The organism is Ruegeria sp. BC8, from assembly GCF_056535705.1.
In genome coordinates this window covers 2,409,510-2,436,164 of sequence record NZ_JBQFIV010000001.1, presented here as the reverse complement: position 1 = coordinate 2,436,164, position 26,655 = coordinate 2,409,510, and the positions used below count along the sequence as shown (strand labels likewise).

At 65.5% G+C, this 26,655-nt stretch carries 26 protein-coding genes and 1 tRNA gene; 23 read left to right on the top strand and 4 right to left on the bottom strand.

Annotated features, from left to right (window positions below):
* The first annotated feature begins 175 nt into the window (after positions 1-175).
* The 3 genes from ACR3EK_RS12245 to ACR3EK_RS12235 all read left to right on the top strand — a co-directional run bounded on the left by ACR3EK_RS12245 (position 176) and on the right by ACR3EK_RS12235 (position 2,844).
* Positions 176-739, top strand: a complete 564-nt coding sequence (locus ACR3EK_RS12245; RefSeq protein WP_170442315.1) for a TetR/AcrR family transcriptional regulator — start codon at positions 176-178, stop codon at positions 737-739.
* A 47-nt stretch (positions 740-786) separates the two neighbouring features.
* Positions 787-1,578 carry a TIGR03084 family metal-binding protein gene (locus tag ACR3EK_RS12240; protein WP_480633513.1) on the top strand — a complete coding sequence of 264 codons (792 nt, stop codon included), beginning with the start codon at positions 787-789 and terminating at the stop codon, positions 1,576-1,578.
* A gap of 108 nt (positions 1,579-1,686) precedes the next feature.
* On the top strand, positions 1,687-2,844 hold the full coding sequence (locus ACR3EK_RS12235; protein WP_170337679.1) for an acyl-CoA dehydrogenase family protein: 1,158 nt from the start codon (positions 1,687-1,689) through the stop codon (positions 2,842-2,844).
* 101 nt (positions 2,845-2,945) lie between these two features.
* Here the strand turns inward: ACR3EK_RS12235 and ACR3EK_RS12230 are convergent, their stop codons facing one another.
* Entirely contained in the window at positions 2,946-3,830 is an 885-nt protein-coding gene (locus ACR3EK_RS12230) for a LysR substrate-binding domain-containing protein (protein ID WP_480634024.1), read from the bottom strand.
* Between the two features lie 98 nt (positions 3,831-3,928).
* Between ACR3EK_RS12230 and ACR3EK_RS12225 the strand changes: the two genes are divergently transcribed.
* From ACR3EK_RS12225 to ACR3EK_RS12210, 4 genes are read left to right on the top strand one after another with little or no spacing between them, the layout of a single operon-like run.
* On the top strand, positions 3,929-5,095 hold the full coding sequence (locus tag ACR3EK_RS12225; RefSeq protein ID WP_480633512.1) for a pyridoxal phosphate-dependent aminotransferase: 1,167 nt from the start codon (positions 3,929-3,931) through the stop codon (positions 5,093-5,095).
* Positions 5,096-5,113: 18 nt separating this feature from the next.
* Complete coding sequence (locus ACR3EK_RS12220) at positions 5,114-7,303, top strand: dehydrogenase E1 component subunit alpha/beta (RefSeq protein ID WP_480633511.1); 2,190 nt, start codon at positions 5,114-5,116, stop codon at positions 7,301-7,303.
* Complete coding sequence (locus tag ACR3EK_RS12215) at positions 7,300-8,334, top strand: ACP S-malonyltransferase (protein WP_170522514.1); 1,035 nt, start codon at positions 7,300-7,302, stop codon at positions 8,332-8,334. Before ACR3EK_RS12220 ends, ACR3EK_RS12215 begins: the two co-directional genes overlap by 4 nt.
* Before the next feature lie 42 nt (positions 8,335-8,376).
* The gene (locus ACR3EK_RS12210; RefSeq protein WP_480633510.1) at positions 8,377-9,651 is read left to right on the top strand and encodes an NAD(P)/FAD-dependent oxidoreductase; all 1,275 of its coding nucleotides are present in this window, start codon (positions 8,377-8,379) and stop codon (positions 9,649-9,651) included.
* Positions 9,652-9,655: 4 nt separating this feature from the next.
* Here the strand turns inward: ACR3EK_RS12210 and ACR3EK_RS12205 are convergent, their stop codons facing one another.
* Positions 9,656-10,360, bottom strand: coding sequence for an SDR family oxidoreductase (locus ACR3EK_RS12205; RefSeq protein ID WP_480633509.1), 705 nt, complete (start codon positions 10,358-10,360; stop codon positions 9,656-9,658).
* A gap of 104 nt (positions 10,361-10,464) precedes the next feature.
* Here ACR3EK_RS12205 and ACR3EK_RS12200 point away from each other — a divergent pair, with 104 nt between their 5' ends.
* On the top strand, positions 10,465-11,316 hold the full coding sequence (locus ACR3EK_RS12200; protein WP_480633508.1) for a LysR substrate-binding domain-containing protein: 852 nt from the start codon (positions 10,465-10,467) through the stop codon (positions 11,314-11,316).
* Here the strand turns inward: ACR3EK_RS12200 and ACR3EK_RS12195 are convergent.
* Entirely contained in the window at positions 11,307-12,209 is a 903-nt protein-coding gene (locus ACR3EK_RS12195; RefSeq protein WP_480633507.1) for a LysR family transcriptional regulator, read from the bottom strand. The two genes, ACR3EK_RS12200 and ACR3EK_RS12195, sit on opposite strands and share 10 nt — an antisense overlap.
* 75 nt (positions 12,210-12,284) lie before the next feature.
* Here ACR3EK_RS12195 and ACR3EK_RS12190 point away from each other — a divergent pair, with 75 nt between their 5' ends.
* The 5 genes from ACR3EK_RS12190 (at position 12,285) to ACR3EK_RS12170 (ending at position 19,459) form a co-directional block, all read left to right on the top strand.
* Positions 12,285-15,497, top strand: a complete 3,213-nt coding sequence (locus ACR3EK_RS12190; protein ID WP_480633506.1) for a reductive dehalogenase — start codon at positions 12,285-12,287, stop codon at positions 15,495-15,497.
* A gap of 126 nt (positions 15,498-15,623) precedes the next feature.
* Complete coding sequence (locus tag ACR3EK_RS12185; RefSeq protein WP_480633505.1) at positions 15,624-16,490, top strand: FAD binding domain-containing protein; 867 nt, start codon at positions 15,624-15,626, stop codon at positions 16,488-16,490.
* Positions 16,487-16,966, top strand: a complete 480-nt coding sequence (locus tag ACR3EK_RS12180; RefSeq protein WP_170392348.1) for a (2Fe-2S)-binding protein — start codon at positions 16,487-16,489, stop codon at positions 16,964-16,966. The genes ACR3EK_RS12185 and ACR3EK_RS12180 overlap by 4 nt, the downstream gene beginning before the upstream one ends.
* Entirely contained in the window at positions 16,966-19,221 is a 2,256-nt protein-coding gene (locus ACR3EK_RS12175; protein WP_480633504.1) for a xanthine dehydrogenase family protein molybdopterin-binding subunit, read from the top strand. The genes ACR3EK_RS12180 and ACR3EK_RS12175 overlap by 1 nt, the downstream gene beginning before the upstream one ends.
* The gene (locus ACR3EK_RS12170) at positions 19,214-19,459 is read left to right on the top strand and encodes a MoaD/ThiS family protein (RefSeq protein ID WP_040633350.1); all 246 of its coding nucleotides are present in this window, start codon (positions 19,214-19,216) and stop codon (positions 19,457-19,459) included. Before ACR3EK_RS12175 ends, ACR3EK_RS12170 begins: the two co-directional genes overlap by 8 nt.
* 275 nt (positions 19,460-19,734) lie before the next feature.
* Here the strand turns inward: ACR3EK_RS12170 and ACR3EK_RS12165 are convergent.
* Positions 19,735-19,809: transfer RNA gene (locus ACR3EK_RS12165), tRNA-Thr, on the bottom strand.
* Between the two features lie 83 nt (positions 19,810-19,892).
* Between ACR3EK_RS12165 and ACR3EK_RS12160 the strand changes: the two genes are divergently transcribed.
* From ACR3EK_RS12160 to ACR3EK_RS12115, 10 genes are all read left to right on the top strand, one after another.
* Positions 19,893-20,048: a hypothetical protein gene (locus tag ACR3EK_RS12160; RefSeq protein ID WP_170337448.1), complete on the top strand. Its 156-nt coding sequence runs from the start codon at positions 19,893-19,895 to the stop codon at positions 20,046-20,048.
* A gap of 6 nt (positions 20,049-20,054) precedes the next feature.
* Positions 20,055-21,320 carry a UDP-N-acetylglucosamine 1-carboxyvinyltransferase gene (murA, locus tag ACR3EK_RS12155; protein ID WP_480633503.1) on the top strand — a complete coding sequence of 422 codons (1,266 nt, stop codon included), beginning with the start codon at positions 20,055-20,057 and terminating at the stop codon, positions 21,318-21,320.
* Complete coding sequence (locus tag ACR3EK_RS12150; RefSeq protein WP_170362799.1) at positions 21,320-21,796, top strand: DUF2948 family protein; 477 nt, start codon at positions 21,320-21,322, stop codon at positions 21,794-21,796. The genes murA and ACR3EK_RS12150 overlap by 1 nt, the downstream gene beginning before the upstream one ends.
* A 1-nt stretch (position 21,797) precedes the next feature.
* On the top strand, positions 21,798-22,319 hold the full coding sequence (locus ACR3EK_RS12145; protein ID WP_480633502.1) for a GNAT family N-acetyltransferase: 522 nt from the start codon (positions 21,798-21,800) through the stop codon (positions 22,317-22,319).
* Between the two features lie 58 nt (positions 22,320-22,377).
* Entirely contained in the window at positions 22,378-23,679 is a 1,302-nt protein-coding gene (hisD, locus tag ACR3EK_RS12140) for a histidinol dehydrogenase (protein ID WP_480633501.1), read from the top strand.
* Between the two features lie 128 nt (positions 23,680-23,807).
* Positions 23,808-24,605: a glycosyltransferase family 32 protein gene (locus ACR3EK_RS12135; protein ID WP_480633500.1), complete on the top strand. Its 798-nt coding sequence runs from the start codon at positions 23,808-23,810 to the stop codon at positions 24,603-24,605.
* 83 nt (positions 24,606-24,688) lie between these two features.
* The gene (locus ACR3EK_RS12130) at positions 24,689-25,168 is read left to right on the top strand and encodes a UPF0262 family protein (protein ID WP_093962859.1); all 480 of its coding nucleotides are present in this window, start codon (positions 24,689-24,691) and stop codon (positions 25,166-25,168) included.
* Positions 25,169-25,171: 3 nt separating this feature from the next.
* Positions 25,172-25,630 (top strand): arsenate-mycothiol transferase ArsC, encoded by a 459-nt coding sequence (locus ACR3EK_RS12125; protein WP_480633499.1) that lies wholly within the window; start codon positions 25,172-25,174, stop codon positions 25,628-25,630.
* Entirely contained in the window at positions 25,627-26,025 is a 399-nt protein-coding gene (locus ACR3EK_RS12120; RefSeq protein ID WP_480633498.1) for a ketosteroid isomerase-related protein, read from the top strand. The genes ACR3EK_RS12125 and ACR3EK_RS12120 overlap by 4 nt, the downstream gene beginning before the upstream one ends.
* The gene (locus ACR3EK_RS12115) at positions 26,018-26,611 is read left to right on the top strand and encodes a GNAT family N-acetyltransferase (RefSeq protein WP_480633497.1); all 594 of its coding nucleotides are present in this window, start codon (positions 26,018-26,020) and stop codon (positions 26,609-26,611) included. Before ACR3EK_RS12120 ends, ACR3EK_RS12115 begins: the two co-directional genes overlap by 8 nt.
* Positions 26,612-26,655: the final 44 nt, after the last annotated feature.

The window sequence follows — 26,655 nt, the reverse complement described above, 5'->3', positions numbered from 1 at the left end:
TGTGCTGATAAGGTGTACAGATCGGTCAACTATTTCAGCCCTTGGGTCAAAAAAAGTTTTTCGTTCTGGCCTTCGTCATGGAAAATAAGACCTAAAAACAGTGGCTTCATCGGCGTGAATTGCACCTGCGCGGCAAAGGCATTATGTACTGATCTGTACATGAGGGAGCCGAATCATGCGTCCGAACAAACGGGACGAGCTGGTCCGCAAAGCACTGCAGGTGTTTTACCGCGACGGGTTTCACGCCACCGGAATGGACCGGCTGGTGGTCGAAACCGGCGTGTCCAAGACCTCGATGTACAAGCATTTCCGCACCAAGGAGGAGCTGATCCTGGCGGTGCTGCGACTGCGGGACGAGAATTTCCGCAACTGGTTCGTGCGCCGGATCGAGGAGCTGGCCGACACCCCCGCCGATCAATTGCTGGCCGCGTTCGATGCGCTGGGCGAATGGTTCCGCGAGGACAATTTCCGCGGCTGCATGTTCATCAAGGCGGGGGCCGAATACCAGGATCCCGACCACCCGATCCATGTGCAGGCGGGGGAGCACAAGCGCCTGCTGCTGGAATATTTCACCGACCTGTGTCGCAAGGCTGGCGCGCGGGACCCGGACAAGCTGGCCTGCCAGCTGCTGCTGCTGAAAGAGGGCGCGATCGTCACCGCCGTGCTGCTTCGCAACGGCGATCCCGCGCGCGACGCCAAGGAGGCGGCTGTCGTCTTGCTGAAAAACGCGCTGGCTTGACCCATGAAAACCCGCTTTAGTCCCTGAAGCAGGTAAAAGGGGGGTATATGCAGCAGGCTTCGGATTTTCTGGAAGAATGTCAGGTTCTTGATGACGCACTGACGGGGCTGGGTGCCGCGGACTGGCAGATCGTGACCCAGTTCAAAGACTGGACGATCGACGATGTGCTGGTGCACCTGCATTTCTGGAACCAGATGGCCGACCTGTCACAGCGCGACCCGAATGCGTTCGATGCAAGGGTGCAGCAGGTGATGCCGCGCACTCAGGCCGAGGGCTTTCGCGCCATGGAAAACGCTGCAATCACTGAGCGTGGACATGATCTGCACGCCGCATGGTCTGATCTATGCAGCCGAATGGGCCGCGACTGGTCGGGGCTGGACCCCAAGTCGCGGGTCAAATGGGTGGGGCCGGACATGTCAGTGCGGTCCTCGATGACCGCCCGGCAGATGGAGACTTGGGCGCATGGGCAGGAGGTATTCGACATTCTTGGCCTGACCCGGCCCGAGACCGACCGGATCCGCAACATCGTCGTGCTGGGCGTGAACACCTTTGGCTGGACCTTCACGGTGCATGGCCGCCCGGTTCCTCCGGTGGCACCCCATCTGCGCCTGACCGCGCCGTCGGGAGCGCTGTGGGAATTCGGCGCGCCCGGTGCCGACCTGATCGAAGGGCTGGCCGTCGACTTCGCCCGCGTGGTGACCCAGACCCGAAACGTGGCGGACACCGGCCTGTCGGTGCAGGGGTCGGTCGCGCAGGAGTGGATGGCCATCGCCCAGTGTTTCGCCGGCGCCCCGGAATCGCCGCCGCCGCCCGGCGCCCGGCACCGCGTAGGACATTGACGCCAAAGGACGTTGCGTAGCAGCGCAAACCGACGCGGCGTCACCCGGATTGGCGGAATCGGCGGCGAAAGCTACCCTTTTCGCCAACAGAATTCCGGAGAACCAATCATGTCCCTTTTTACTTCGACCGCCCCTTGGGTCACTGACGAACACCGCATGTTTGCCGAAATGGCCGGACGGTTCATGGATGATGAACTGGTGCCCAACATCGAAGCCTGGGCCGAGCAGGGCGTGGTCGATCGTGATTTCTGGCGGAAGGCCGGGGAAACCGGGCTGATGGCCGGGGCCATCCCCGAGGAATTCGGCGGTGTCGGTGGCGGCATGGGTTTTGACGCGGTCACGATCTATGAGCAGACCTCGCGGGGGGATGCGGGCTGGGGCTATGGCATCCAGTCGATCGTGACCCACTACATCACCGCTTATGGCAGCGAGGATCAAAAGAGCAAATGGCTGCCCAAGTTGGCCTCCGGCGAGATGGTCGGCGCGCTGGCCATGACCGAACCGGGCACAGGCTCGGACGTTCAGGCGATCCGCACCACCGCCGAGAAGGATGGCAATTCCTACCGGATGAACGGGTCCAAGATCTTCATCACCAATGGCCAGACCGCCGACCTGATCATCGTGGCCGCCAAGACCGACAAGTCGCTGGGTTCCAAGGGCGTGTCGCTGATCGCGGTCGAGACCGAGGGGGCCGAGGGCTTCCGCCGGGGGCGCAACCTCAAGAAGTTGGGCATGAAGGCCAATGACACGGCCGAGCTGTTCTTCGAGGACGTCAAGGTGCCGATGACCAACCTTCTGGGCTCCGAGGAAGGGCAGGGCTTCTATCAGTTGATGAAGCAACTTCCGTGGGAACGTCTGACAATTGGCATCATGGCGCTGGGCGCGATCGACTTCGCCATCGCTGAAACGGTGAAATACACCCAAGAGCGCAAGGCGTTCGGCCAACGGGTGATGGATTTCCAGAACACCCGCTTCAAGCTGGCGGAATGCAAGACCAAGGCCGAGGTGCTGCGCAGCTTCGTCAATGACTGCATCGCCAAGCTGGAGGCCGGGCAGCTGGATGCGGCCACCGCCTCGATGGTGAAATACTGGGGGTCCGAGGTGCAAAACGAGATCATGCATGAATGCCTGCAGCTGTTCGGTGGCTATGGATTCATGATGGAATACCCGATCGCGCGGCTTTACGCGGATGCGCGGGTGCAGATGATCTATGGCGGTACCAACGAGGTGATGAAGGAACTCATCGCCCGCTCGATCGACGTCTGACCGGTCGCTCCCGCCCGTCGTCAACGGCCCTTGCAGGCCGCCTCCTCAGGTTGGGCCCGGCCGCGCCCGAGCGTTGCTCGGACGCGGCGGTAGCGGATCGGCTATGTCAGCTGCCCGTGCAGCCATGCGCGGAACGAGACAAGCGGGGCCGGTTCCGTGCGACTTTGCGGCCAGACAAGATAGTAGTCGCCCAGACTGACCGGCGGAGCTGCGCAGGCCGGAACCAACCGGCCGGCCTCGAGCTCGGCTGAGATGAGATAGCTGGGCAGCAGTGCAACGCCCAGCCCATGGATCGTGGCTTGGATCATGGTCGAAAACTGGTCGAACAGCATGCCTCGGACGCCCTCGACAGGGGTGCCTTGCGCGGCGAACCAGCGTTCCCACGCATCGGGCCGGGTATCCAGATGCAGCAGTGGTGCGTCGACCAGCCATTCAACCTTTGGGGTTTCGGCTGGCAGCAGTGCTGGCGCGCAGACCGGCAGAACCTCTTCGCGCATGATCGGCAGATAGTTCACCCCGGTCCAGTCTCGCTGGCCGAAATGGATAGCCGCGTCGAAAGGTTCGGTGCCGAAGTCGAAAGGCTTGAGCCGTGTGCTCAGGTTCATCGTCACTTCGGGGTGGCGCTGCGCGAAATCCTGAAGCCGTGGCGCCAGCCAGTGCATACCGAAGGCGGGCAGGATCGACAGTTGCAAAGAGCCGCCGGAAGGGTTGGCCTTCAGCTTCAGTGAGGCCTGCGCCAGTTGCTGCAGCGCCGTTCGGGCAGTTTCCACGTATTCCTTGCCAGCGGGTGTGAGTTGCAGGCGCATTTGGTCGCGTTGGATCAGTGCGACGCCCAGCTGTTCTTCGACGGCCTTCAACTGGCGACTGACCGCGCTTTGGGTCAGCGAGAGCTCATCGGCAGCTGCCGAGGCGCTGCCCAGGCGGTCGACGGCTTCGAGCGCCAACAGGGAAGAAATAGACGGCAGAAATCGACGCGGCGCCAGCATATGATTTTTCCTCATGGCTTTTGGAGGGAATATCACTGGTGGATCCTCCAACCCAATAGCAAAAAGGCGCAGCGGTAGAAAAGTGCAGCGGGGCGATCATGACCATTCAGAACAGTTCGAGCGGATTTCGGCGGGCAGGGAGACTCGACGGGATCGAATTGTCCGAGATCGTCCAAATCTCGGAACGGGCCGCGCAGTTGCGTGCGCAGGGTGTGGACGTGATCGCGCTCAGCACCGGCGAGCCCGACTTTCCGACCCCGCCGCATGTGGTCGAGGCCGCCCACAAGGCGGCGCTGGAAGGCCAGACCCGATACCCCGCCACCGCCGGAACGCCGGCCCTGCGTGCCGCCATCGCGGAACAGGCCGGGGTCGAGCCGGCGCAGGTCATCGTCTCGACCGGGGCCAAGCAGGTGCTGGCCGGCGCGTTCCTCGCGACGCTCGATTCGGGCGATGAGGTCATCACCACCGCGCCTTTCTGGACCAGCTATGCCGACATGGTGAAACTGGCGGGCGGCACTCCGGTGGTGCTGGACTGCCCGCGTGAACAGGGTTTCAAGCTGACCCCCGAACAGCTCGATGCCGCGATCAGCCCGCGCACCCGCTGGCTGCTGCTGAACACGCCCTCGAACCCGACCGGGGCGGTTTACACCGAAAGCGAATTGCGAGCGTTGGGCGACGTGCTGGAGCAGCACCCGCAGGTCTGGGTGATCTCGGACGAGATCTATCAGCACCTTGCCTATGTGCCCTTCACGCCCTTTACCCGGGCGGTTCCGGCGCTGGCAGACCGCACGCTGACGGTGAATGGCGTGTCCAAGGCCTATTCGATGACCGGCTGGCGCATCGGCTGGGGCATCGGCCCCGCGCTGCTGATCAAGGCGATGGCGGCGGTGCAGGGGCAGATCACCTCGGGCGCCTGTTCCATTGCGCAGGCGGCGGCGCTGGCCGCGCTGACCGGCCCGCAGGACCTGTTGGCCGAACGCCGCGAGGCGATGCGTGCGCGCCGCGATCTGGTCGTGGGTGGCCTGAACGCCGCCAGTTTGAACTGCGCGGTGCCCGACGGCGCCTTCTACGTCTTTCCGCAGACGCCCGCTGCGATGCCCTCGGACCCCGAGTTCTGCCAACATCTGCTGGATCAGGCGGGCGTTGCGGTGGTGCCAGGGCGGGCCTTCGGAATGCCGGGGCATTTTCGGCTTTCCTTTGCCTATGACACCGATAGCCTGACCCAAGGCCTGCGGCGGATCACCGACGCAACCGCCCAACTTTGACCTGACCGGGGAACCCAGATGGATCGCGCCCAGATCGTTCACGAAAACTTCCTGACCCGCGTCGCCAGTCGCGACCTGCCCGCAGGCGCGCCGCCGCGCCCGGGCCTGACTGCGCCCGAGGCGGTTTCGCTGTTCCGCTCGCAGGTGCTCAGCCGCGCCCTGGACCGCACCAGCCGGGCGATGCAGAAGGCGGGGCAGGGGTTCTATACCATCGGCTCGTCAGGGCACGAAGGCATGGCCGCCGTGGCCCATGCCCTGCGCCCGACCGACATCGCCTTTCTGCACTATCGCGACGCCGCCTTTCAGATCGCCCGGGCCGAGCAGGTGCCCGGCCAGCAGATCGCCTGGGACATGCTGCTGAGCTTTGCCTGCTCCAAAGAGGACCCGACCTCGGGCGGGCGGCACAAGGTGCTAGGCTCCAAGGCGCTGATGATCCCGCCGCAGACCTCGACCATCGCCAGCCACCTGCCCAAGGCGGTGGGCGCGGCCTATAGCCTGGGCGCGGCGCGGCGGCACGATCCCGAACACCGGCAACTGCCCGAGGACGGCATAGCCATGTGTTCCTTTGGCGACGCTTCGGCCAACCACTCCACCGCGCAGGGGGCGATCAACACCGCTGGCTGGACCAGCGTGCAATCGATCCCGCTGCCGCTCTTGTTCGTGTGCGAGGACAACGGCATCGGCATCTCGGTCAAGACACCCAAGGGCTGGATTCAGGCGTCGATGGAGCATCGCCCGGGCATCAGGTATTTCGAGGCCAACGGGCTGGACATCTATGAGACCTTCGCGGTGGCGCAGCAGGCGGCCGACTATGTTCGCACCCGGCGCAAACCGGCCTTCCTGCACCTGAAAACCGTGCGCCTTTACGGCCACGCGGGGGCGGATGTGCCCACCACCTATCTCAGCCGCGCCGAGGTCGAGGCCGACGAGGCCAATGATCCGCTGCTGCATTCGGTGCGTTTGCTGGATCAGGCCGGGGCACTGTCGCCCGATCAGGCGCTGAAGATCTATGAGCAGACCTGCGCCCGCACTGACCGCATCGCGGCCAAGGCCGCCACCCGCCCGCATCTGGCCACCGCCGCCGAGGTCGCGGCCAGCCTGATCCCGCCGAAACGCCCCTGCAAGCCTACCAACGGTCCCAGCGCCGAGGCCCGCGCCGCCGCCTTCGGCAGCGACCTGCGCGCGATGGACGACCCGCAGCCGATGCCCCGCCTGATCAACTGGGCGCTGACCGACCTGATGCTGGAACATGGCGAGATCGTCTGCATGGGCGAGGACGTGGGCCGCAAGGGCGGCGTCTATGGCGTGACGCAGAAGCTGCAGCAGCGCTTCGGCCCCGACCGGGTGATCGACACGCTGCTGGACGAACAGTCCATCCTTGGCCTTGCCATCGGCATGGCCCACAACGGCTTTGTCCCGATCCCCGAGATCCAGTTCTTCGCCTATCTGCACAATGCCGAGGACCAGATCCGGGGCGAGGCCGCCACGCTGCCCTTCTTCTCGAACGGGCAGTTCACCAACCCGATGGTCGTGCGGATCGCCGGGCTGGGATACCAGAAGGGCTTTGGCGGGCATTTCCACAACGACAACTCGCTGGCGGTGCTGCGCGACATTCCGGGCGTCATCATCGCCTGCCCCTCGACCGGGGCGGACGCGGCGCGGATGCTGCGCGAATGCGTGCGCCTTGCGCGCGAGGAGCAGCGGGTGGTGGTGTTCCTTGAACCCATCGCACTCTACCCGATGCGCGACCTGCACGAAGGGCAGGACGGCGCGTGGATGACCCGCTATCCCGCGTCCGACGAACGCATCGCGCTGGGCGAGGTGGGCGTGCATGGCGACGGCACCGATCTGGCGATCGTGACCTACGGCAACGGCCATTACCTGTCGAAACAGGCCCTGCCCGAACTGCAGGGTGCCGGGCTAAACACCCGCATCATCGACATGCGCTGGCTGGCGCCGCTGCCCGAACAAGCACTGCTTGAGGCGACCAAAGGCTGCAAACACGTCGTGATCGTCGATGAATGCCGCCGGACCGGCAGCCAGTCCGAGGCGCTGATGACGCTCTTTGCCGAACAGACCGACCTGCCCACGGCCCGCGTGGTGGCCGAGGATTGCTTCATCGCCACCGGCCCCGCCTATGCCGCGCCGCTGCCTTCGAAGGATGGCATCGTGGCCGCCGCCCTGACCCTGACCGGAGCCGCAAAATGACCCGCACCGCCGTCGTGATCTGCCCCGGCCGGGGCACCTACAACAAGCCCGAGCTGGGCTATCTGCACCGTCACCATTCGAACCGCATGGAACTGTTCCGCGAATTCGACGCGATCCGCGCCGAGACGGGCCAGGAGGCGGTGACCGCACTGGACGGCGCGTCGCGATTCTCGGTCAGCAAGTATTCCCGCGGCGACGTGGCCTCGCCGCTGATCTACGCCGCGGCGCTGGCCGATGCGCAGGCGCTGGCCGAGGATATCGAGGTGGTGGCCGTCACCGGCAACTCGATGGGCTGGTATATCGCGCTGGCCGCTGCTGGCGCGCTGTCGCCGGAAAACGGGTTCCGGGTGGTCAACACCATGGGCGCGCTGATGCAGACCCACCTGATCGGCGGGCAACTGGTCTATCCCTTCACCGGTGACGACTGGCGCGACGACCCGGCCCGAAAGGCCGAGCTCTTGGCCGAGGTGGCGCGCATCGACTCTCTGCCGGAACATGACCTCGCCCTGTCGATCGACCTGGGCGGGATGCTGGTTCTGGCCGGCAATGAGGCCGGGCTCAAGGCGTTCGAGGCCGCGCAGCCCGTGGTGCAGCAACGGTTCCCGATGCGGCTGGCCAATCACGCGGCCTTTCACACGCGCCTGCAGGCCCCCGTGGCGCAGGAGGGTCGCCGCCAACTGCCCGCCACGCTGTTCACCCAGCCCGACCTGCCGATGATCGACGGGCGCGGCAAGATCTGGTGGCCGGGGGCAACCGACACGGGCGCGCTGTGGGATTACACGCTGGGCCATCAGGTGACCGAGCCCTACGATTTCACCCGCGCGGTGCAGACCGCCGCCCGTGAATTCGCACCCGATCTGTTCATCGTCACCGGCCCTGGCGCGACATTAGGCGGCGCGGTGGCGCAATCGCTGGTGCTGGCCAACTGGCGCGGCATGTCCGACAAAGAGAGCTTTCAGGCCCTGCAGGCGCAGGACCCGTTCCTGATCGCTTTGGGGCGCGAGGATCAAAGACCTCTTGCCATCGGCTAAGCGCTCGGGGAATCTGCGCGCGCATTCAAGGACATCCCGCCCATGACCACCGACCCGGAAATCAGCCTGTGGACCAAGACCAGCCGCGAGCGGGTGGATGCCCCGCCCCTGACCGGGCCTGTCACGGTGGACCTTGCCGTGATCGGCGGCGGCTATACGGGCTGCTCGGCGGCGCTGCACGCGGCGCAGGCGGGGGCTTCGGTCTGCCTGCTCGAGGCGCTTGAGATCGGCCATGGCGGGTCGGGCCGCAATGTCGGGCTGGCCAATGCCGGGCTGTGGCTGCCCCCGGCCGAGATCCGCGCCCACCTGGGCCACGAGGCCGGCGACCGGCTGATCACCCTGCTGGCGCAGGCCCCGGCCGAAGTGTTCCGCCTGATCCGTGACCACGCCATCGATTGCGAGCCGGTGCAGGCCGGAACCCTGCACCTGGCCCATTCGCCCAAGGGCCTGCGCGACCTCCAAACCCGCCGCCAACAGTTGTCAGCCGACGGCGCGCCGGTCGAACTGCTGTCGGCGCAGGAAACCGCCCGCCGCACCGGCAGCGAGGCCTTTCACGGCGCCATCTTCGACCCGCGCGCCGGGACGATCCAGCCTCTGGCCTATGTGCAGGGCCTCGCCCGCGCCGCGCGGCAGGCCGGGGCCGCGATCCACGCCAACAGCCCGGTGCAGACCCTGCGCCATGATGGCGATGTCTGGCATCTGGACACACCGCTGGGTTCTGTGCGCGCCAAGGCGCTGATCCAAGCCACCAACGCCTATCACGCGGGGCTGCCCGACACCCGACAGGCCTATGTACCGGTCTACTACTTCCAATACGCCACCGACCCGCTGCCCGAGGACATCTGCGCCACCCTGCTGCCGGGGGGCGAGGGCTGTTGGGATACCGGGCTGATCATGACCTCGTTCCGCATGGATCAGGCCGGGCGGCTGGTGATCGGGGCGATGGGCGATCTGGGCCACGCGGGCAGTTTCGCTCATCGCGGCTGGATCACGCGCAAACTGGCGCAGATCTTCCCCGCTCTGGCCGATCAGCCGCTGAAGGACGGCTGGCATGGGCGCATCGCCATGACCTCGGACCATATCCCGAAGCTGGTGCAGATCGGGCCAAACGCGCTGTCGGCGCATGGCTATTCCGGGCGCGGGATCGGGCCTGGCACGGTGTTCGGCCGCATGATGGCCGACAGTCTGCTGGCGGGCGACCCCGCCCGCCTGCCGCTGCCGCCGTTGCCTGAGCACATCGAAAGCTGGACAGGCCTGCGCCGCGCATTTTTTGAAACCGGCGCGGCGCTGACGCATCTGATCAAGGCAAGGGTTTGACCGATCAGACCGAGCGGGTGATCCCGCCATCCACCCGGATGTTCTGCCCGGTGATATAGCCGCCGCCCTCGGAGGCCAGGAACGCGATGACCGAGGCGATCTCGTCATAGCTGCGCCCGTAGCGGCCCATGGGGATCTTGGCCTTGAACTCCTCCTTTTCCGGCAGACTGTCGATGAAGCCGGGCAGGACGTTGTTCATGCGGATGTTCTCGGCGGCATATCTGTCGGCGAACAGCTTGGTGAACGCCGCCAGCCCCGCCCGGAACACGCCCGAGGTTGGAAATACTGGGTCCGGCTCAAACGCCGCGAAGGTCGAGATGTTGATGATCGCCCCGCCGCCCTGCGCCTGCATGATCGGCGTCACCAGCCTTGTGGGGCGCACCGCGTTCAGGAAATAGACCTCCATTCCCTGATGCCAGTCCTCATCGGTCAGCTCCAGCACCGGCGCGCGCGGGCCATGCCCGGCCGAGTTTACCAGCACGTCGATCCGCCCCCAATGGGCCATCGCCGCATCGACCAGCCTCTGCAGGTCGTCATTCGACTGGTTCGAACCGGTCACACCCACGCCGCCCAGCTCGGCGGCCAGCGCCTCGCCCTTGCCCGACGAGGACAGGACGCCCACCTTGAACCCGTCCGCCGCCAGCCGCCGCGCCGCATCCGCGCCCATGCCGCTGCCGCCGGCGGTGATCAGAGCCACTTTTTCCGTCATCTTCGTTCTCCGTTTCCATCTGTTGCCAAGATGACGCGCGGCCGGCCGTTTGACCAATCAGTTCTTCTGCCCTATGGCTGTAGAAAATCTATTGTGTGGACGCCATGGCTGCCCTTCCACCGCTGAACGCCCTGCGCGCCTTCGAGGCTTCGGCCCGCCACCTGAACTTCAGGCTGGCGGCGCAGGAAATGGGTGTCACCCAAGGGGCGGTGGCGCAGCAGGTCCGCGGCCTCGAGGCGCGGCTGGGCACCCCGTTGTTCGACCGCCTGCCGCGCGGCCTGCGGCTGACCGAGGCCGGACGGCGGTTCCACGCGCCCCTGCGCCGCGCTTTCCGTCTGATCGAAGAGGCGGTCGAAGACCTGTCCGGCCAGCGTCAGATCACCCTGTCGGTCACGCCCAGCTTTGCTTCGAAATGGCTGGTGCCGCGGCTGGGCGATTTCACCGCGCGCCACCCGGATGTCTCGGTGCAGGTCGATGCGCGCGAGCGGCTGGCCGATTTCCAGACGGACGGGGTGGACATCGCGGTGCGGCAGGGCCGCGCGCCATTTGGCGACGGTCTGGTGGCCGAGCCGCTGTTCCCCACCGAATTCGTCGTCGTCGGCAGCCCTGACCTGGCCGCGCAGGTGACATCGGCGCAGGACCTGCTGGCGCATGTGCTCCTGAGCGATTCACACGGCCTGTGGCCCCTGTTTCTGGAACGCGCCGGCGTTCAGGGGCGCCCGAGGATGATGAATTTCAGCCAGACCAGCCTGGCCATCGACGCCGCCGTGGCCGGGCAGGGCTTTGCGCTGGCCAATGCGCCACTGGTCGCGGCCGAGCTGACGACGGGACGGTTGGTGCAGCCGCTGGCGCAGGTGCTGCTGGATGATCTGGGGTTCCATATCGTCACCCCGCGCAAGCCACGGCAGCCGGATCTGGTGGTGCTGATGCGCGACTGGCTGCGGGCTCAGTCTTGAAGCGTGGCGGCAATCGCCGCGATCTGGCCCCGCAGCCAGCGATGGGCGGGATCGTTCGCGAACCGCTGGTGCCAGACCATGTAGATCGACACCGGCTGGCAATTGAAGGGCAGGGGCGCACAGTCCAGCGCCGCCAAAGGCCCTTGTTTCATCAGCGCCGTGTCGGTCGAGATCAGGTCGCTGCCCTTCACGAAGGCCGGGATCGCGTTGAAATGCGGCAGCGTCACGGTGGGCGGGCGGATCTGGCTTTGATCCACGCCGCGCATCACCGCCCGCGCGTTGCGCCCGTCGGGAAACCGCACCTCGACATGGTCCGAGGTGCAATAGGCGGCCCAGTCGGCGGGCGGGTCGCGGCGTTCGGCGTCGTAGAACACTATCAGGGGGCTGCTCACCAGCAGCTTTTGAAAGATGTCGGGGCCGTCCGGCGGCAGCGGGGTCAGCATTAGCTGGCACCGGTCGCTGCGCAGCAGTTCAGGGTCGGGCACGCCCGAGGGCATGAACCCCAGCCGCAGCCGCACCCCATCGGCCCGCGCCCTGCGCAGCAACTGCGGAAAGATCAGCTCGCGCGGCATATCGTTGGTGGCGATCTGGACGGTGATCTCTTCTGACAGCGGGTCAAAGGGCCGCTCGTCGGTCAGGGCGCGCATCCCGTCCAGCACCCTCTGCACCGGGTCTTTCAGTGCCAGCGCCCGCTCGGTTGCGCGCAGCCCCTGGCCCGACCGCACGAACAGCGGATCGCCCAGCACTTGCCGCAGCTTGGCCAGCGTGTGGCTGATGGCCGATTGCGTGACACCCAGCCGGTCGGCGGCCTTGGACACCGAGTTTTCCTCGAGGATCGTCAGGAAGGTGCGCAGGACCTTGCCGTCCAGATCCGTAAAATCAATTTTCTTCATACCGTTTATGATCCGCCATGAATGGTGTTGCTGTTCATGCCGCGCTAGGGGAAGCTTGGCAACAGGAGGCACGCGATGGGGATCCGCTTTTTCTCGGACAAGAACCGACCCGTTCACATGGGTCCTTATCCGCTTGAGCGGCTGCGGCGACAGGATGCGCTGCCCGATCTGTCGGCGCTGGCGCCCATGCCGGTGCTGAGTTTCGACCGCCCCGAAAAGCCCCACAGCATCGTCAACGCAATGGGCGAGTTTCAGGCGATGCTGGACACCATCCGCGATGGTTTCGTCAATCCGGCCCGGGCCGAGATGCCTCACGATCCGGCTGAACGCGCCAACCACCTGAAGGCATTCGGCTATTTCAACGATGCATCGATGATGGGCTGCGGGCCTCTGCCGCCGCAGGCGCTGCTGGACCAGCCCCGGCGCAACCCTGATATCGACCGGTTGGCCCATGCGCTGCAGACCCGGCAGACGAAGACCCTGGCCTCGGGGATCGACGTGATCATGGCCGACCTGCGCGACAGCGTCGCGGCCCAGCCGGGGCCGATCACCGCCCATCGCCATGCCATCGTGTTCCTGTACGAACATCATCGCGACCCCGATCTGTCCGAGCCCGGCGCCGAGTGGATCCTGGATGCGCAGGACCACCGCGCCTGCCTGCTGGCCACCGAAAACGCGGTGGTGATCGCCAATTACATCCGGCTTTTGGGGTATGACGCGCGGGCGCATTCGGTGATGTCCTCGGACGTGGACCTGCCGCGCCTTGCCGCCGCAGCCGGGCTGGTCTGGGCCGAGGATGGCACCGCCGTGGCCCCTTGGCTGGGGCGCCGGTTCGGGCTGGCCGCCGTGACCACCGAGATGGAAATCGCCCATGATCGACCGCTGGCCCCGCGCGACCGGCAGCCGTGGTTCCGCACCCAAGGCCCCGCGTGGTGGCTGGGCGCGGGTTTTGCCAAAAGTGCGCTGAACCGCGACCCTTTCGCCCACCGCCGCTATGTCGATGGCGCGCACCCGTTCGAGACGCTCAAACGCGTGGACAGCCCGACCACCTATATCGACGAAGCGAACGTGGCCCGCGTGCCCAAACGCGCCGACATGTTTGCGCGGGCGCAGTTCGGCGACATGGGCAAACCGCTGCAGGACGCGGCCAAGGGCGGGCACTACGTCCGAAAATCGGCGCCCAGCTTTGCGCAACGTCGCGCGCTGGGGGCGTTCGTCCTGCTGCAGGACGGCGACAGCGCCGATGGCCCCAAACCCAAGGACGCAGATCGCAACGCCGCCAACCTGAAGGCGGCCAGCTATTTCCTGGGCGTTGACGCCGTGGGCCTCAGCCGCTGCCCCGAATGGGCGTGGTATTCCCACGACGCCACCGGCGAGGAAATCGTGCCGCCCCACGATCAGGCCATCAGCATGATCATCGACCAGGGCTATGAGACGATGGAGGGCGCATCCGGCGATGACTGGATCAGCGTCGCCCAGTCGATGCGCGCCTATCTGCGGTTCTCGCTGCTGGGTGGGGTGCTGGCCCGGCAGATCCGCAACCTGGGCTACAAGGCTAAGGCGCATACGGTTATGGATGGCGAAGTGCTGCAGCCGCCGCTGCTGTTGCTGTCGGGGCTGGGCGAGGTCAGCCGCATCGGCGAAGTCATTCTGAACCCGTTCCTGGGCCCGCGCCTGAAATCGGGCGTGGTGACCACCGACATGCCGATGGCGCATGACAAGCCCATCGATTTTGGCCTGCAGCGATTCTGCGAAAGCTGCAACAAATGCGCCCGCGAATGCCCCTCGGGGGCGATCACCGCCGGGCCCAAGCTGATGTTCAACGGCTACGAGATCTGGAAATCCGACAGCCAGAAATGCGCCACCTACCGGATCACCACGCCGGGCGGGGCGATGTGCGGGCGCTGCATGAAGACCTGCCCGTGGAACCTGGAAGGGCTGTTCGCCGAACGCCCCTTCCGCTGGGCTGCGATGACCATTCCCGTCGCCGCGCCCGCGCTGGCGAAACTGGACGATGCGCTGGGCAATGGCGGGCTGAACGACACCAAGAAATGGTGGTGGGATCTGGAGCTGCAGCCCGACGGCGGCTATCGCCCCACCACGCACCCGCTGAACCGGCGCGATCTGCAAAAGGATCTGGACCTGAAATACGAGGATCAGACGCTGGCCGTCTATCCGGCCCCACTGGCCCCGCACCCCTGGCCCTATCCCTTCGCGATGGACCGCGAGGCCGGGATCGCCGCCTATCAGGCCATGGTCACGGCCGAGGAGTACAAGACCCGTCTGGCCGCCGGAGACATGTCGGTGGTGCATCGCTACACGATCTCGGGCGATGCGCCGGTGATGCAGCTGGTGCTGTCGAAGGTCGAGAAGATGACGGCAGACGTCACCAAATACGAGTTCTCCACACCAGATAGTACGCCCTTGCCGGATTGGACGGCCGGCGCGCATCTGGATGTGCTGGTGGCGCCGGAATTCCTGCGGCAATACTCGATGTCCGGAGACCCGGCCGACCGCATGACCTATCAGATCGGGGTCCTGCGCGAGGATCAGGGCCGCGGCGGATCGGCCCTGCTGCACCGGATCTTCACGCTGGGCCGCAAGGTGTTCGTGTCAAAGCCGATCAACCATTTCGAACTGGATGAGACCGCCTCCCGCACTCTGTTGATGGGCGGCGGCATCGGGATTACCCCGATGATCGCCTTCGCGCAACGCCTGCACGCGCTGGGCCGTGATTTCGACCTGCACTATTCCATCCCCTCACGGGAAAAGGCCGGGTATCTGGCCGATCTGGCCGCAGCGCCCTGGGCGGACCGCGTGCATTTGCATGTCTCGGACGAGGGCACCCGCGCCGATCTGGGCGCGATCCTGGCGGGCTATCGCGACAGCTGGCATGTCTATACCTGCGGCCCGGACCGCTACATGGAGGCGGTGATGCAGGCTGCCGAATGTCAGGGCTGGCCCGAGGAGGCCCGGCATCTGGAGTATTTCTCGGTGCCCGAGCAGCCCGATTTTGAAAACCACCCGTTCACCCTGCGGCTGGCACGGTCAGGGCGTGACCTTGAGGTGCCCGTCGACAAAGACGCGGCGCAGGTGCTGAACGAGGCCGGCATCCATGTCGACGTGAAATGCGCCGACGGCATCTGCGGCGTCTGCAAATGCGGGCTGATTGCGGGCGAGGTCGAGCATCGCGATTTCGTCCTGTCGCGCAAACAGCGGGAATCGGCACTGATTCTGTGCCAGAGCCGCGCGGCCGAGCCGGGCGGGGTGGTCGAGATCGACCTCTGACCCCGGTCGGAAAGCGACATTTTCAGGCGAAAAAATAGGTCGCGCGGGCCATGGACGCCGCCGCGCGGCTGCTCTAACGTCGCCCCAAACCCAGTGAACCCTGACCAACAGGCGCGAGGTACAATCATGCAATATCACCGCCCCGCCAGCTTTGCCGAAGCTTCGGATCTGGCTGCCCATGCTACGGGCATCACGCGGTTTCTGGCCGGCGGCACCGACGTTCTGGTGCAACTGCGGTCCGAGATCGTGACCCCCGACACCCTGATCGACATCAAGGCCATCGACGGGGTGCGCGACATCACCCGCCACGCCGACGGCAGCTGGACGCTGGGCGTGGCCGTCACCGGCGCCGAGATGAGCGAACACCCCCAGTTGGGCCGCGAGTGGCCCGGTGTAGTCGAGGCGATGGACCTGATCGGCTCGACCCAGGTTCAGGGCCGTGCCACGCTGACAGGCAACTTGTGCAACGGCTCGCCTGCAGCCGACTCGGTTCCGGCCATGGTGGCCGCAGGGGTTACGGCGACGGTGACCGGCCCGAACGGCGATCGGGTCGTGGCGGTCGAGGGCATCCCGACCGGCCCCGGCAAGACCTCGCTGGCGCAGGGCGAGCTGATCTCGGCTCTGCACATCCCGGCGCGGGGCGCGAATGGCGGCGACGCCTATCTGCGTTTCATTCCGCGCACCGAGATGGACATCGCCGTGGTCGGCGTGGGCGTGAACCTGCGCGTCGATGGTGACACGATCACCGAGGCCCGCGTTGCATTGGGGGCCGTGGCGCCCACTGTCCTGCTGGTCGAAGACTGCGCCCGTGCGCTGATCGGCACCACGCTGGACGATACCGCGCTGACGGCACTGGCCGCCGCCGCCTCGGCGGCCTGCAAACCCATCGACGACAAGCGCGGCACGATCGAATTTCGAACCGAAGTGGCCGGCGTTCTGGCAAAACGCGCCGCGAAAATCGCCTATGCCCGCGCCAAGGGAGAGACCGCATGACCAAGCATCACGTCACCACCACCGTCAACGGCGACACGGTCGAATACCTGTGCGACGCGCGCGAAACCCTGCTGGACTGTCTGCGCGACAAGCTAAACCTGACCGGCGCCAAGGAAGGCTGCGGCACCGGCGATTGCGGGGCCTGCTCGGTCACGCTGGACGGGCGGCTCGTCTGTTCCTGCCTGGTGCTGGGGGTCGAGGCCGAGGGCAAGAAGATCGAAACCATCGAAGGCATGGCCCGGGGCGAAACCCTGCACCCGTTGCAGCGCAAGTTCATCGACCATGCCGCGCTGCAATGCGGGGTCTGCACACCGGGCGTTCTGGTCGCCGCCAAGGCGCTGCTGGAAAAGAACCCCGACCCGACCGAGGAAGAGGCCCGCTATTGGCTGGCCGGCAACCTGTGCCGCTGCACGGGTTATGACAAGATCATCCGCGCCGTTCTGGAGACGGCCGCCGAGCTGCGGGAGGCTTCGTAATGGCACTCGACGATCGCAAGTCGCATTTCACCTTCGTGGGCACCCGCCCGAACCGTCCCGACGGGCTGGACAAGGTCACCGGCCGCGCCCGGTTCGGGGCCGACGTGACCGCGCCGGGCATGCTGTTCGGCGCCATCCTGCGCTCGCCCCACGCCCATGCGCGGATCGTTCGGATCGACACCTCGAAGGCCGAGGCGCATCGGGACGTGAAAGCCGTGGTCACCCGCGCCGATTTTGCCGATGTCCCGTTCAAGCCCGGGCTCGAGGGCGAGTTCTGGAGCGTTCTGGAAAACGTCATGGCCGGGGAAAAGGCGCTTTATGACGGGCACGCGGTGGCGGCGGTTGCGGCCAGCTCGGCGCTGGCGGCGCGGGATGCGCTCAAGCTGATCGAGGTCGAATACGAGGTGCTGCCTCATGTCACCGACGTGGACAAGGCGATGGCGCCCGACGCCCCGGTGATCCGCGAAGGCGCGGCCGATTATTCGGTGCCCGAGGGGATGCACCCCAACGTCGTGCGCTATCACGAAAGCGGGCATGGCGATGTCGAGGCGGGTTTTGCCGAGGCCGATCTGGTGATCGAGGATCACTTCGTCACCGAGGCCACCCACCAGGGCTATATCGAACCGCACGCCTGCCTTGCCTCGCTGGGCGCTGACGGCAAGGGCGAGCTATGGTGCTGCACCCAGGGCCACTGGATCGTGCAGAAAACCTGCGCGGCATTGCTGGGGATCGAAACCGCGCAGCTGCGCGTGACCGCATCGGAAATCGGTGGCGGTTTCGGCGGCAAGACCACCGTGTTCATCGAACCGGTGGCGCTGGCGCTGTCGCGCAAGGCCAACCGTCCGGTCAAGATCGTGATGTCCCGGTCCGAGGTTCTGCGGGCCACGGGGCCGACCGCCTCGGCCTCGATGGACGTCAAGATCGGCATGAAGAAAGACGGCACCATCACCGCCGCCCAGGGCGTGTTCCGCCTGCAGGGCGGTGCCTTTCCGGGCGCGCCGGGCGACATGACCGCGATGTGCGCCTTTGCGCCCTACAACCTGACCAACGTGCGGCAGGTGGGGTATGACGTCATGTCCAACCGCCCGAAACAGGCGGCCTATCGCGCGCCAGGCGCGCCGATGGGGGCGTTTGCGGTGGAGTCCGTCATCGACGAGCTGTGCAAGAAACTGGGTCTCGACCCGGTCGATGTACGCCTGAAGAACGCCGCGCGCGAGGGCATCAAGGCCAGCTATGGCCCCACCTATGACCGGATCGGCCTAGTCGAGACGCTCGAAGCCGCCAAAGCCCACCCGCATTATTCCGCGCCGCTGAAGCCGGGGCAGGGACGGGGCATCGCCTGCGGGTTCTGGTTCAACCACGGGGGCGAGACGTCGGTGTCGCTGGCCCTGTCCGAGGACGGCTCAGCGCAGCTGATGGTCGGTACGCCCGATATCGGCGGCTCGCGCGCGTCGATGGCGCTGATGGCGGCCGAGGTGCTGGGCATCCCATACGAGAACATCCGCGTGACCATCGCCGACACCGCCACGCTGGGTTACAACGACGTCAGCCACGGCTCGCGCGTGACCTATGCCAGCGGTCTGGCGACGATCAAGGCGGCGCAGCACGCGGTCGAGAAACTGTGCGAACGCGCGGCGACCAAATGGGGCATCCCCGTGGACGCGGTGAAATGGGAAAACGGCTGCGCGGTGCCGTCCGGCCCCAACGCGGGCGATTTCGACCCGCTGCCGCTGGCCGAGATCACTGCCGACATGGGGCGCACCGGCGGCCCGATTTCGGGCCATTTCGAGGCGACCCCCGAAGGCGCGGGCGTGTCCTTCGGCACCCATATCGTCGATGCCGAGGTCGATCCCGAAACCGGCAAGACCTCGATCACCCGTTACACCGTCATTCAGGACGCGGGCAAGGCGATCCACCCCGCCTATGTCGAGGGCCAGTTCCAGGGCGGTGCGGCGCAGGGCATCGGCTGGGCGCTGAACGAGGAATACATCTACGGCGAGGATGGCCGGCTGCAGAATCCGGTGTTCCTCGACTACCGTATCCCTGTGGCCAGCGACCTGCCAATGATCGACACGGTGATCGTCGAGGTGCCCAACCCCGGCCACCCGTTCGGCGTGCGTGGCGTGGGCGAAACCGGCATCGTGCCACCGCTGGCGGCCATCGCGAATGCGGTTTCGAACGCAGCGGGCGTGCGGATGCGACAACTGCCGATGTCGCCGCCGCGCATTCTGGCCGCCCTCAAGGGCAATGGTTGAGGTCCATCTCTGGTCCGGTCTCCGGTCGCTGACCGGGGGCCAGGAAGTGGTGCAGGTTCAGGCTGCGACAACCGGCGAGCTGCTGCGCGAACTGGTGCGCCTTCATCCGCAACTGCAGGCGCCGATCGACGCGGGCGTGTCCGTTGCCGTCAATGGCCGGATCATTGCAGCGGGTCTGTCCGAACCCATTCCCGAAGGTGCCGAAGTCTATCTGATGCAGAGGTTGCGGGGCGGGTAGCCCCGTGAAATCGGCGGGGGAGGACCGGAAGCCCCGGTCTTGAATTCGGCGCTTCGGCCTCACCCCTGGTCCTACCGAAGTACCCCCTCGTTAAAAAAAACACCATCAAACGGATCGGCAGGATTGATCCGCTATGTATTGCAATATTGGCATTAGTATTGCGGGAAGGTGTCAGATGTGTGTGATTTCCGGCCATGCGTGGTTGACGTCGGGGAAGTTGCGCCTGCAAAGATATCGAGGCGTCGTGCAGCGGAATCCGGGTAAAAACTGGAATATGGTGCTGCTGGAGAGAATTGAACTCTCGACCTCTCCCTTACCAAGGGAGTGCTCTACCTCTGAGCTACAGCAGCGCTGTGGGCGGGTGATTAGACTCAAACGAAACGGGGCGCAAGGGTCTCTGGACGGTTTTTTTCGCCTCCTGTAGAGAAAGATCATGGCAGAGAAAAAATCACCCAAAAAACACGGACAATCCGGATCCGCGCGCGAAGATCGGCTCAAGGCTGCCCTCAAGGCAAACCTGGCGCGGCGCAAGGCGCAGGCCAAGGCGCGCAGCGCACAGGATGACCGGCCGGGACAGCACAAGGACTAAGAGCAGATGGATTCGATTCTGGTAACGGGCAACGGGCCGCTTCACGGCCAAATTCCGATCGCGGGGGCCAAAAATGCCTGTCTGACGCTGATGCCGGCCACGTTGCTCAGCGAAGATCCGCTGACGCTGACCAACGCGCCGCGTCTGAGTGACATCAAGACCATGACCGCGCTGCTGCAGTCGCTGGGGGCCGAGGTGTCGGCCCTGCAGGACGGGCAGGTTCTGGCGATGTCCAGCCACGACCTGACCAGCCACACCGCCGATTACGAGATCGTGCGCAAAATGCGGGCCTCGAACCTTGTTCTGGGGCCGCTATTGGCGCGTTTCGGGCAGGCCGTGGTGTCGCTGCCGGGCGGCTGTGCCATCGGGGCGCGGCCGATGGACCTGCATGTCGAGGGGCTGGAAGCACTGGGTGCCGAAATCGAGTTGAAGGACGGCTACCTGCACGCCAAGGCGCCAGGTGGATTGAAGGGCGCCGTGCATGAAATGCGCTTTGCCTCAGTGGGTGCCACCGAGAACATCGTCATGGCCGCGACGCTGGCCAAGGGCACCACGGTTCTGAAAAACGCCGCACGCGAGCCCGAGATCGTGGATCTGATTCAATGCCTGCGCAGCATGGGCGCGCAGATTGACGGCGAGGGCACCTCGACCATCGAGATCCAGGGTGTCGACCGCCTGCACGGGGCCACGCACCAGGTGGTCACCGATCGGATCGAGCTGGGTACCTACATGCTGGCCCCCGCCGTTTGCGGCGGTGAGGTCGAACTGCTGGGCGGCCGCCTGTCACTGGTCGAATCCTTCGTCGAGAAGCTGACGGCCGCCGGGGTGGATGTCGCCGAGACGAAACAGGGTCTGAAGGTCTCTCGCAGGAATGGCCGGGTGCGCGCCGTGGACGTGGTGACCGAGCCGTTCCCGGGCTTTCCTACCGATCTGCAGGCGCAAATGATGGCGCTGATGTGCACGGCCGAGGGAACCTCGGTGCTGGAGGAGCGGATTTTCGAGAACCGCTTCATGCACGCCCCTGAACTGGTGCGCATGGGCGCGCAGATCGAGGTGCATGGCGGCACCGCGACGGTGACCGGGGTCGAGCGTCTTAAGGGTGCACCAGTCATGGCCACCGATCTGCGGGCCTCGGTCTCGCTGATCCTGGCCGGGTTGGCGGCCGAGGGCGAAACAACCGTCAGCCGGGTCTATCATCTGGACCGCGGATATGAGCATGTGGTCCGCAAGCTGGAAGGCGTGGGCGCGAAAATAGAACGGATCAAGGGCTGATGGCAGACGCAACATTCGAAGACGGGCGCGAGGCGCCGCTGAACCTTGGCGCATTGGATGCCGAGGACCTCAAGGTGATCGCAACGCTGACGCAGGATGCGGTTTTTCCGGTCAGCGAAATGACCTGGCAACCAACCCGCCGCCGCTTTGCCTTGCTGCTCAACCGGTTCCGGTGGGAGGACAAGGAAGCAGCCGAGCGCCGTGGTCGGGAATTCGAGCGGGTGCAGTCGCTGCTGGTATTCGACTCGGTCCTGTCGGTGTCCAGCCAAGGGGTTAATCGATCCGACAAGGACCTGATCCTCTCGGTTCTTGATATCGAGTTCCACCCTTCGGATGATGGCACGGGCGAGGTGCTGCTTGTGCTGGCCGGGGATGGCGCGATCCGACTGACGGTGGAAGCGGTTGATGCAACGCTCAAGGATGTGACGCGCCCCTATCGTGCGCCTTCGGGCAAGGCGCCTCGGCACCCGGACTGACATGCAGAACAAGCGTGGCATTTCGCAGGCGCTGGCTCCGGGGCAGGCCGGCGTGTCGCTGCGCCGGGCCACCGTGTTCGACGTGTTCGGGTTGAGTCAGGTTCTGGTCCGCTCCATCACCCGACTGTGTGAGGCCGACCACGGAAATCGACCAGACAAGATCGCAGCGTGGACTGCCAACAAGGACCCGCAGACCGTTCGCAACTGGATCACGTCGGGCGCCCAGATCTGGCTGGCCGAGCGGAACGGGCATGTGGCCGCCGTGGGTGGGCTGCGCGCACCGGCCGAGATTTCGCTGCTTTATGTCGATCCGGGCCACGCAGGGCAGGGGGTCGGTGCCGCGTTGCTGTCCCGGCTCGAGGCCGAACTGGCCACATCAGGGGCCCCCGTGGCCCATTTGATGTCCACCCGGACCGCGTTGGGCTTCTATCGCCGGTATGGCTGGGTCGCTGCAGGGGAGCCCGCGGACTGGAACGGTATGCCCCAATTCCCCCTGCGCAAATCGCTGCACCCCCCGGGCTGAGGGTTGAGGCCCGCCCCGGCGGGCGATAAGACCCGTTCAAACGCCCCGGAGTACGCAAATGCCCGTTTTCCTCGACACGACATCCGCCGATTTCGAAACCGGTTTCCAAGCCCTTCTGTCCGCCAAACGCGAAGACAGCCCCGATGTCGACGCCGTCGTGGCGCAGATCATCGCCGACGTGCGGTCGCGCGGCGATGCTGCGGTGATCGAGTTGACGGCGAAATTCGACCGGTTGCAGCTGACGCCGGACACGCTGGCCTTCAGCGCCGCCGAGGTGACGCAGGCCATCGCGACCGTCAGCGACGATGACCGCGCGGCGCTGGAACTGGCCGCCGCGCGCATCCGCGCCTATCACGAGCGCCAGATGCCGCAGGATCAGGAATGGACCGACGAGGCGGGCGCCACGCTGGGCTGGCGCTGGTCGGCGGTCTCTGCCGCGGGGCTTTACGTTCCCGGCGGGCTGGCTTCCTATCCGTCCTCGGTGCTGATGAATGCCATTCCCGCCAAGGTGGCCGGGGTCGAGCGGCTGGCCATCGTGGTGCCCACGCCGGACGGGCAGGTCAACCCGCTGGTGCTGCTGGCCGCGCGCCTGTCGGGCGTCGACGAGATCTATCGTATCGGCGGCGCGCAGGCGATTGCGGCGCTGGCCTATGGCACGGAAACCATAGCGCCGGTGGACAAGATCACTGGACCGGGCAACGCCTTCGTGGCGGCGGCCAAACGGCGGGTGTTCGGCAAGGTGGGCATCGACATGATTGCCGGCCCCTCCGAAATTCTGGTGATCGCCGACAAGGACAACGACCCCGACTGGATCGCGCTGGACCTGCTCAGCCAGGCCGAGCATGACGAAAGCGCCCAGTCGATTCTGATCACCGATGACGCCGGTTTCGGCCGCGCGGTGGCCGAGGCGGTGGAAAAACGGCTGGAGACGCTCGAACGGCGCGCGATCGCCGGGGCGAGCTGGCGCGACTATGGTGCGGTGATCACCGTGCGCGACCTGGACGAGGCCGCCGGGCTGTCGAACCGCATCGCTCCGGAACACCTGGAACTGTGCGTGGCCGATCCGGTGGCGCTGAGCCGCAAGACTACCCATGCCGGCGCGATCTTTCTGGGCCAGTACACGCCCGAGGCCATCGGCGACTATGTCGGCGGCCCGAACCATGTTCTGCCCACCGCACGCTCGGCCCGGTTTTCGTCGGGGCTCAGCGTGATGGATTTCCTCAAACGCACCACGCTCAGCCACATGACCCCCGAGGCTCTGCGAGCCATCGGCCCGGCGGCCGAGCAGCTGGCGCGGTCGGAAAGCCTGGAGGCGCACGGGCTATCGGTGGGTGCACGGCTCAAGCGGCTGAACGGTTGACCTTGGCATCATGGCGGCGGGGTCACATCCGGCTTGGGACTGCCGCGGCGCGTGCAAAACCACTTGCGGTGGTCGTCTGACCCGTGCGTTTTAACCGGTGACGTCTTAGGACAAACCCGGAGCCGAATTTGGAACGTGTCGCAACCCTCTGGATCGGAGAGCGCTTCAGCTTTCTGGAGCATCTGTGCCTGAAATCCTTTGCGGATTTGGAACAGAAGCCGATCGTCTATCACTATGGCGATCTGCAGGACATTCCGGGCTATGTCGAGGCCCGCGATGCGCGCGAGGTATTCGACGCGCCCGAGATTTATCGCGATCCGATCACGCGGTCGGTCGCCGTACATGCGGACCTGTTCCGCCTGAAGCTTCTTCAACAGACCGATCAGATATGGGTGGATGCGGATGCCTATGCGGTCAAGCCTTTTCAGACCGATCAGGGCTATTTGTTTCCGGCGGCCAACCGCAGGCGGCAACGCATCATGAATGGCGTTCTTGCCCTGCCGAGCGACAGTCCGGCCTTGGCCGAAATGTGCGCCTTTGCCTTTGACAGCGATCTGGTGCCGCCCTGGTGGCCCGAGGACCAGCAGCGCGCCTATCTTCAGATCTTCGGGCGTTCGACCTATTGGAGCCTGCCGATCTTCTGCTTTGGCCCGCCGATGTTGTTTCACTACCTGTTTCCGACGCCGGAACATGCCAGGGCCGTCTCGCGGAAATCGCTATATGCCATTCCGCTGCGCCACCGGACGCTGTGGAACGAGTCGGATCGGGACAAGCTTGAGTTCCTGGACTGGCAGAACCAGACCTCGATCCATTTCTACGGGTCCTGGTTCCGCAAGATATTCAAAGACCGCGCTATCAATCCCGGTTCGCTTGTTGACACCTTGCTGCGCAAGCACGGGATCGATCCCGACGATCACCCCATCTGACCTTGCGTCCGGCCCGTTTCCCGCGTTGTCCCGCGGGCATAGGTGCGCTAGGTCTGGCCTGACCTGAACGGAAGTCGATGACCATGACCCGCATTTCGCATATCGAACTGGACGATCGAAACCTGCCGCCGCCCACGCCCGAGATCGAGCAGGAGCGCAAGGTTGCGATCTATGACCTGCTCGAGGAAAATTCGTTTGCCCTGCCCAAACGTGACGACCGGCTGGTGCCCGACGGCCCCTATCACGTGCAACTGTCGATCCGCGACAAGCGGCTGGTGTTCGACGTCACCACCGAAGACAGCCAGAAAGCCGCCGAGTTCCATCTGTCACTGGGTCCGTTCCGGCAGGTGGTCAAAGACTACTTCCAGATCTGCGAAAGCTACTTCGATGCGGTCAAGACCCTGCCGCCCAGCCAGATCGAAACCATCGACATGGCCCGGCGCGGCATCCACAACGAGGGCAGCCGGGTCCTGCAGGAACGGCTCGAGGGCAAGGCCGAGATCGACACCGATACCGCCCGCCGCCTGTTCACGCTGATCTGCGTGTTGCATTTCGGAGGCTGAAAGGTGAAGCCTCTGCCGCATTCGGTCCTGTTCTGCTGCGACCACAACGCGGTGCGCTCGCCCATGGCCGAAGGCATCATGAAGAAATTCTACGGCACGGGCACATATGTGCAGTCGGCCGGGGTACACACCGACCTGGAAATCGACGGGTTCAGCATCGCCGTCTGCCAAGAGATCGACGTGGAACTGTCACGCCACCGGTCGCGGTCGTTCGACGAGATGCAGGAATGGGGGGATGACCTGGGATCATTCGACCTGATCGTGGCCCTGTCGCCTGCCAGCCAGCGCAAAGCGCTGGAGCTGACGCGGGTTTTTCACCTCGATGTCGATTATTGGCCAATAATGGACCCTACCGGACTGGGCGAGACGCGCGAGGAAAAGCTACACCACTACCGTCAGACCCGCGATCAGATCATCAAACACCTGAAGGATCGCTGGGGGGAACCTACGGAGATCGCATGACCCAGACCATCCAGGCCTATTTCGACGCCTTCAACGCCGAGGACGTGGCCGGCATGCTGGCCTGCCTGTCCGACGACGTGGCCCATCACGTGAACGAAGGCCAGATCCGCGTCGGCAAAGAGAAATTCGCTGAATTCTGCGCGCATATGAACCGCTGCTATCGCGAGACCCTGACCGACATGGTGATCTTCGAGGCCCAGGGCGGCACCCGCGCCGCAGCTGAATACATCGTAAACGGCACCTATCTGGAAACCGATGCCGGCCTGCCCGCGGCCTCGGGCCAGTCCTACCGCCTGCCCGCCGGGTCGTTCTTTGACCTCAAGGACGGCACGATCACTCGCGTGACCACCTATTACAATCTGGCTGACTGGGTGAAACAGGTGTCAGGTGGCTGAGGTCACGCAGGTCCGCGCGCTGACGGGGCCGGCGCTCGAGGCGGCGCTGGACGACGTGGCGCGCCTGCGCATTTCGGTGTTCCGCGACTGGCCCTACCTCTATGACGGCGATCTGGACTACGAGCGCGGATACCTGCAATCCTACCGCGACAGCGACCGGGCGATCGTGGTCGGCGCCTTTGACGGCGGCCGACTGGTCGGGGCCGCGACCGGCGCGCCGCTGGCCGACCATGCCGAGGATTTCGCCGCCGCTTTCGACGGCACGGGGCTGGACCTGTCGCAGATCTTCTATTGCGCCGAATCCGTACTCCTGCCCGACTATCGGGGGCAGGGCGTCGGACATGCGTTCTTTGATCTACGCGAGGGTCACGCGCGGGACTTGGGCTTTGCCAAATGCGCCTTTTGCGGCGTGCAGCGTCCGGCGGATCATCCGATGCGGCCGGCGGACTATCGGCCGCTCGACCCGTTCTGGCGCGCGCGGGGCTATGCGCCCTTGCCCGGCGTAATCGCCCAGTTCTCGTGGAAGGATCTGGGCGAGGCCTCGGAAACCCTCAAGCCGTTGCAGTTCTGGATCAGGGATTTGTGAAGCCGCCGCAACGCGTTGTGTGTGCCCGCTGGCACGCGCGCCGA

Excerpts from the sequence above, each read along its gene's own strand:
- ACR3EK_RS12245 (WP_170442315.1), top strand. The coding sequence starts at position 176 with ATGCGTCCGAACAAACGGGACGAGCTGGTCCGCAAAGCACTGCAGGTG.
- ACR3EK_RS12240 (WP_480633513.1), top strand. The coding sequence starts at position 787 with ATGCAGCAGGCTTCGGATTTTCTGGAAGAATGTCAGGTTCTTGATGAC.
- ACR3EK_RS12235 (WP_170337679.1), top strand. The coding sequence starts at position 1,687 with ATGTCCCTTTTTACTTCGACCGCCCCTTGGGTCACTGACGAACACCGC.
- ACR3EK_RS12230 (WP_480634024.1), bottom strand. The coding sequence starts at position 3,830 with ATGCTGGCGCCGCGTCGATTTCTGCCGTCTATTTCTTCCCTGTTGGCG.
- ACR3EK_RS12225 (WP_480633512.1), top strand. The coding sequence starts at position 3,929 with ATGACCATTCAGAACAGTTCGAGCGGATTTCGGCGGGCAGGGAGACTC.
- ACR3EK_RS12220 (WP_480633511.1), top strand. The coding sequence starts at position 5,114 with ATGGATCGCGCCCAGATCGTTCACGAAAACTTCCTGACCCGCGTCGCC.
- ACR3EK_RS12215 (WP_170522514.1), top strand. The coding sequence starts at position 7,300 with ATGACCCGCACCGCCGTCGTGATCTGCCCCGGCCGGGGCACCTACAAC.
- ACR3EK_RS12210 (WP_480633510.1), top strand. The coding sequence starts at position 8,377 with ATGACCACCGACCCGGAAATCAGCCTGTGGACCAAGACCAGCCGCGAG.
- ACR3EK_RS12205 (WP_480633509.1), bottom strand. The coding sequence starts at position 10,360 with ATGACGGAAAAAGTGGCTCTGATCACCGCCGGCGGCAGCGGCATGGGC.
- ACR3EK_RS12200 (WP_480633508.1), top strand. The coding sequence starts at position 10,465 with ATGGCTGCCCTTCCACCGCTGAACGCCCTGCGCGCCTTCGAGGCTTCG.
- ACR3EK_RS12195 (WP_480633507.1), bottom strand. The coding sequence starts at position 12,209 with ATGAAGAAAATTGATTTTACGGATCTGGACGGCAAGGTCCTGCGCACC.
- ACR3EK_RS12190 (WP_480633506.1), top strand. The coding sequence starts at position 12,285 with ATGGGGATCCGCTTTTTCTCGGACAAGAACCGACCCGTTCACATGGGT.
- ACR3EK_RS12185 (WP_480633505.1), top strand. The coding sequence starts at position 15,624 with ATGCAATATCACCGCCCCGCCAGCTTTGCCGAAGCTTCGGATCTGGCT.
- ACR3EK_RS12180 (WP_170392348.1), top strand. The coding sequence starts at position 16,487 with ATGACCAAGCATCACGTCACCACCACCGTCAACGGCGACACGGTCGAA.
- ACR3EK_RS12175 (WP_480633504.1), top strand. The coding sequence starts at position 16,966 with ATGGCACTCGACGATCGCAAGTCGCATTTCACCTTCGTGGGCACCCGC.
- ACR3EK_RS12170 (WP_040633350.1), top strand. The coding sequence starts at position 19,214 with ATGGTTGAGGTCCATCTCTGGTCCGGTCTCCGGTCGCTGACCGGGGGC.
- ACR3EK_RS12160 (WP_170337448.1), top strand. The coding sequence starts at position 19,893 with ATGGCAGAGAAAAAATCACCCAAAAAACACGGACAATCCGGATCCGCG.
- murA (WP_480633503.1), top strand. The coding sequence starts at position 20,055 with ATGGATTCGATTCTGGTAACGGGCAACGGGCCGCTTCACGGCCAAATT.
- ACR3EK_RS12150 (WP_170362799.1), top strand. The coding sequence starts at position 21,320 with ATGGCAGACGCAACATTCGAAGACGGGCGCGAGGCGCCGCTGAACCTT.
- ACR3EK_RS12145 (WP_480633502.1), top strand. The coding sequence starts at position 21,798 with ATGCAGAACAAGCGTGGCATTTCGCAGGCGCTGGCTCCGGGGCAGGCC.
- hisD (WP_480633501.1), top strand. The coding sequence starts at position 22,378 with ATGCCCGTTTTCCTCGACACGACATCCGCCGATTTCGAAACCGGTTTC.
- ACR3EK_RS12130 (WP_093962859.1), top strand. The coding sequence starts at position 24,689 with ATGACCCGCATTTCGCATATCGAACTGGACGATCGAAACCTGCCGCCG.
- ACR3EK_RS12120 (WP_480633498.1), top strand. The coding sequence starts at position 25,627 with ATGACCCAGACCATCCAGGCCTATTTCGACGCCTTCAACGCCGAGGAC.